Here is a 5373-nt window from a genome sequence, read left to right on the forward strand (position 1 = left end):
GCCAGTTCAGGTATTGACTTATCCTTAGGTATTTTTACTTCTTTGGGCATGTCGGGTGGGTATTTCTTCAGCCAGATTTTGTTTTTTATGTAGTCTGGTAACTCTATTTCCTTGGGTTTTTTAGCTACTTTTTTGGCCTTTTTTGCTTTCGCAGTTTTTGCCTGTTTTTTCTTGCTCATTTAAAAAATTCTCCCCCTTATTATTATTTATAAAGAGGATTCCTTCTTTAACCAATTATCAGGGTTCCATGTCTTATTTAAAATTTACCAAAAATATAATAATTCCAGATGGGAAATGAAAAAAGTGTAATTACTGTCCCGAGTTGGAGGACTGAACTTGGATTCAGAAAAGGTTAAAGAACTTTTGAATAAGGGAAACGAATTTTTCCATCAGGGAGAATTTGAGCGGGCTATTCAATATTATGACGAGGCTCTGGCTCTGGAGCCAGAATATTCCGAAGCATTATTCAACAAGGGTAATGCTTTCTGCGAGCTGGGCAAATTCAAAGAGGCAATCATTTTTTTTGATAAGGCCTTGGAAATTAATCCTCAGGACTGGGAGGCTTTGCATAATAAGGGAAATGCGTTATTGAAGCTTTTTCGTTTTAATGAGGCACTTGGCTGTTATGGTAGGGCTCTGGAATTAAATCCTAATGATACGGATACCCTGTATAATAAGGGTAATCTTCTGCTTCGGCTCGGCAAATTTGAGGAAGCGGCTCAACAGTTTGAGAAAGCCTTAGCCTTGAATCCTCAGATGATTGAGGCTTCTCTTAACAGGGCTCTAGCTTTGCTAGTATTCTCCAAACCCTCAGAATGTGAGGATACTATTTCCAAGGTTGAATCTGTCCTCGAATTGTGGGAATCCCTCTGGTCTAAGGTAAAAGATTCCCCTGAGGCGGTTAAAAAACTCAAAGAGGGCATTCCTTTTTTGATGATTCAAATACTCCAGAACTTGGGCGAAGTCTGTGGCTCTGAGGCCTCAAGGACAGTTAATAAAGTAAAAAATCTATTAATTGAGATTTTGGGGAGAGAAGGTTTCAGACTCTTTGTCAATAGATTAAATCTTGACGTCCACCCCGAACTCCAAAAATACAGGGAGATTTTCGAATAATATTTTATGAGTCTTGATGAGAAATTTTTTAATCGATATTAAATTAGAAAATCTTATTTAACTCCACTCTATGGGATTAAAGTAGTATAAAAATAGTTTTTTTGATGACTTATTACTCGGTTTTAAAGGAGGGTGTTAATTATGAATGAATCTGTAGGGGCGCTCGTTAGCAAAGGTAACTCTATGGTTGATAGGGGCGAATTCGAGGAGGCAATAAAATTTTACGATCAGGCACTAGAGATTGACCCAAAAGACGTAGTGGCACTAGCGAATAAGGGAACAGCACTAGATCAACTGGGCAAATACAGAGAAGCAGTAGAGTGCTTTGACAAGGTTCTAGAAATAAACAAAAAAGATGTGGAGGCTCTAAATAATAAGGGAAGTTCACTCATAAGGCTCGGGAAATACTCAGAAGCTATAAAACATTTTAACGACGCTCTAGCCGTAAGTCCCTACAACTTCGTAACCCATTACAACAAGGGACTTGCTCTCGGGAAACTAGGCAAATATGGGGAAGCCATAAAAAGTTACGATGAGTCTTTAAAAATCGTTCCAGACTACGCCATAGCCATATATAGCAAGGCCGCCACACTTCTAGACCTGGCCTCCACCCTGAGTTGTGATGAAACAGTTAAGAAAACGGAGGAAGCCTACAAACTTTTTGAAACCGTTTGGAGCCTAAAAGATACAATCCCCGATAAGGGCAATCAATTAAAAATTTCTCTATCCGCCTCTTCCGCTGACATTTTCCTACATCTAGTTGAAAGATGTGGCTCAGAGGGAATAAGAGTTGCCCGAAAAATCAAAGAATTTCTATGCAGTATTCTAGACCAAAAAAGATACGCCGACTTCATAGAGGAGATACAGCTAAGCCTACCAGCAGATTTGAAACAGTACAGCGAAGTAATAGCCCTACTAGATGAGCCATGCCCAAAAAGCAAAAAGTAGAAAATGTGACATACTGTGTTTTCCAACCCAGTGTTTCAGGATGTAAATTTAATAAGCATCAATACTGCAATAATAATAAACACAGATTATTTGGAGGTGGATTTAGAGTGGAGAAGCTAATAATAACAGCCGCCCTTACCGGCGGAGAGTTCATTTCCAGGGCTCAAACCCCCTACGTTCCAGGAAGTGTCGATGAGGTTATTGAAGAATGCGTAAAATGTAGGAAAGCTGGAGCCTCAGTAGTTCATCTACACGCCAAAGAAGCTGAAACAGGTGGAGCAGCTCAAGACCCTAATCCCGTTCTAAAAGAGTATGTTAAAAGAATAAGGGAGAGCGAAGCCTCAGACTTGATCATAAACATCACAACTGGTGGAGGCCGAGTTGACCCGGAAAAAATGGACGAAATAATGAAAGAAAGAGTAACCTTCAAGCAGGATCTTTCCTCACTTAACATGGGCTCACTCAACCTGTGGGAAGACATGGGACTACCAATTCTCAGAAACGTTATCTTCGGAAACCCGGTAAACACCATCGTAAAATGGGCGGGCTTCATGTACGAAAACAATGTTAAACCCGAACTGGAAATCTACGACACCGGGCAAATAAACACGGCGAAAAGACTGGTAGCCGAAGGCTCGCTAAAAGAACCCCTACACATTCAGTTCGTAATGTTCGGTGGTCTCTCCTGCATGTCCCCCGACCTGAAAACCTTAATCTACTGCGTGGATCAAATTCCCAAAAACTGGACTTGGTCCGTCTGCGCCCCCGGAAGATTTGAGATGCAAATAGCCACAGGAGCCATACTCCTCGGAGGACACGTAAGAGTAGGCATGGAGGACAACATCTACTTGGAAAAAGGTGTTCTAGCAAAAAGCAACGCCGAACTCGTGGCAAAGGTGGTAAGAATAGCTAAAGAACTGCAAAGACCAGTAGCAGAGCCAGACGAAGCACGAAAGATCCTTGGTCTCAAAAAATAGTCTAACTTCAATACCATAATCTAAAATTTTACTGGAAGACTCGGCCACAAATGTTGCAATACTAAAATAAGATTTAAATGGTGTTAAAATATCTTTTTTAATTAAAGGAGGAGGTGTTGAGAGGACGAAGGATAAGTTCCAAATGGTGGGTACAAGGATTCCCGAGTTCAGCCTACCTAACTCGAGAGGAGAAACCGTTAACATTCAAGACTTCGAAGGAAAGAGAAACGTGGTGGTAGTTTTACTGAGAGGGATCTCCTGACCATACTGCAGAGGACACGTCGCCAGATTAGCAAACCACATTAACGAATTCGAGCAGCTAAACACCACATTATACCCCATTACAGCGGACAAGCTTGAAAACGCCAAAAAGCTGGAAACAAAATACGCCAAAAGAAAATACCCCATATACTATGACCAAGCCCAAAAGGTAACCAAGATTCTGAATCAAGAAATCATACTCCGCAAACTGGGAAGAATGCCCGCGTTGCTGGTGGTAGACAAAAACGGAATAATACAATACGCATACTACGGCGACTCCATGCATGACATCCCAAAAACTGAAGAAATACTAGAAATCATAAAAAAATTAAAAACTTAAATTGGAGATTTGGTGGGAATAAAATCGAAAAGACAGGGTGACGTTTTATTCCCTAAACTTAGCCAAAGTTAACCAAATCATTTACCCTTCTATTTTTCAACCCCCTTTTTAACATTAAAGAAATCGCCTGTAGAAGGCTAAAGTTTTAAATATGAGGTGGAATAATTAATAGGATTTGAGAAGGGCTAAAATACCTAGCAATGGTTATAGAGGAAAAAAGGTTCTCTAATATTTTCCGACTCAAGATGCTACGAGTTCTAGGGCTGCGCCCTTTTCCTGCCAAAATGGCTTAAAAAACGAAATAAGGGAGAGAAAAAATGAAGCGAACAAAAATAGCAGGTCTCATAGTATCAACACTATTCCTTCTAGCATTAACAACTCCTGTTATCACATCTACCTCTAGCACTCTCAACTCCGGTATACTCGTTGCAGCCTACAACTATGGAACACAGGGCAACAACCCAATGCAGAGCAAAAACACCGCAGTTAATATGACAATTCTGTTCCACAGCGACCTACACTCAGAACTCTTACCCTGGCCACTAGCCGACTACAACGCAACCGGAATCAACGATGATCCCACAGTGGGTGGAATGGCACGCATAGCTACAATAATAAATCAGGTAAGAGCTGCCGGTGAACCAGTTCTAGTTTTTGAGGACGGTGACTTTCTGATGGGTACAGTTTTTGCATTCGCTGGACCAATGGTTGCTTCACCTGAACTCCACCTGATGAGTCCCAGCGTCCTAAATTATTCTGCGATTTGTTTGGGAAATCACGAATTTGACTACAGTGACCATGGACTATCACAGATTCTTAATAATACCAACTCCACCTTGGTTGGATCTGGGACAAGTATGCCACTTATCCTGTGCTCCAACTTGGATTTGACTAACGATGTTTACAATCTTGGGGCATTCATACAGCCTAATGCCACTATGACAGTAAACGGTGTGAAGATTGGTCTCTTCTCGGTGATAGGCTACGGAGCGAATGGTACAATGTTCTTTAAAGGACATTATAATATCCTAGATCCAATAACTACCGCTCAACAACAAGTAGCTTACTTATCGGCTGACGAGGATATCGATCTCATCATAATGCTTTCCCACAGTGGATACAAAGAAGATATGGCTCTCGCCCAGCAAGTCCCAGGCATTGACTTAATACTTGGCGGCCACGACCACGAAGTGACGCCAAATCCAATACGTGTGGGAAATACAAACATAGTTGACGCAGGGGCTCTGGGAGAATACCTTGGTATGCTCAATATTACTGCACACGCGGATAATAACTCTGGTCAAGGAATCACCGTCAGGCAATGGACCCCCATACCCATAAATGACACCATACAAGAAAACTCAACTGTGGCGGTTCTAATTGCACTTTATCGTGGAGGAATAGACTCTACTCTTGGTCGTATGGGGATACCTGCAACGGGTACGGTGATTGCTAATACTACAACTGGTGTTCCAAGTGCTGGCTACATTCCGGGTGGTGAAACTCCAATTGGGGATCTAGTGGCGGATGCCATAAGGTGGCAAGCCAATAATGTTTCTGGGGTTGATCCCTATGTGGACTTTGCCTTTGTGCCAAGCGGTGTTATAAGGCATGGACTTGAACCCGAAAGTGGAAACATAACGCTTTATGATGCGGTGAGTGTGGTGCCCTTAGGAGGGGTACCTTACCAAGGACCTTATTACGGTTGGCTTATGACCAGCTTCTACCTCTATG

4 protein-coding genes and 1 pseudogene are annotated in these 5373 nt (G+C 41.9%); all 5 read left to right on the plus strand.

What is annotated here, in order from left to right; genetic code table 11:
• The first annotated feature begins 336 nt into the window (after positions 1–336).
• Positions 337–1113, plus strand: a complete 777-nt coding sequence (locus ACUVXA_RS15655) for a tetratricopeptide repeat protein (RefSeq protein WP_445872219.1) — start codon at positions 337–339, stop codon at positions 1111–1113.
• A gap of 141 nt (positions 1114–1254) precedes the next feature.
• Positions 1255–2061: a tetratricopeptide repeat protein gene (locus ACUVXA_RS15660; protein ID WP_445872220.1), complete on the plus strand. Its 807-nt coding sequence runs from the start codon at positions 1255–1257 to the stop codon at positions 2059–2061.
• 107 nt (positions 2062–2168) lie between these two features.
• Positions 2169–3038, plus strand: coding sequence for a 3-keto-5-aminohexanoate cleavage protein (locus ACUVXA_RS15665; protein ID WP_445872221.1), 870 nt, complete (start codon positions 2169–2171; stop codon positions 3036–3038).
• A gap of 274 nt (positions 3039–3312) precedes the next feature.
• Positions 3313–3639, plus strand: a pseudogene (locus tag ACUVXA_RS15670) (peroxiredoxin family protein); the annotation flags it as partial.
• A 317-nt stretch (positions 3640–3956) separates the two neighbouring features.
• Positions 3957–5373: bifunctional metallophosphatase/5'-nucleotidase (locus ACUVXA_RS15675; RefSeq protein WP_445872222.1), on the plus strand; the 1417-nt coding region annotated here is incomplete at its 3' end.

The organism is Candidatus Jordarchaeum sp. (genome assembly GCF_052745115.1).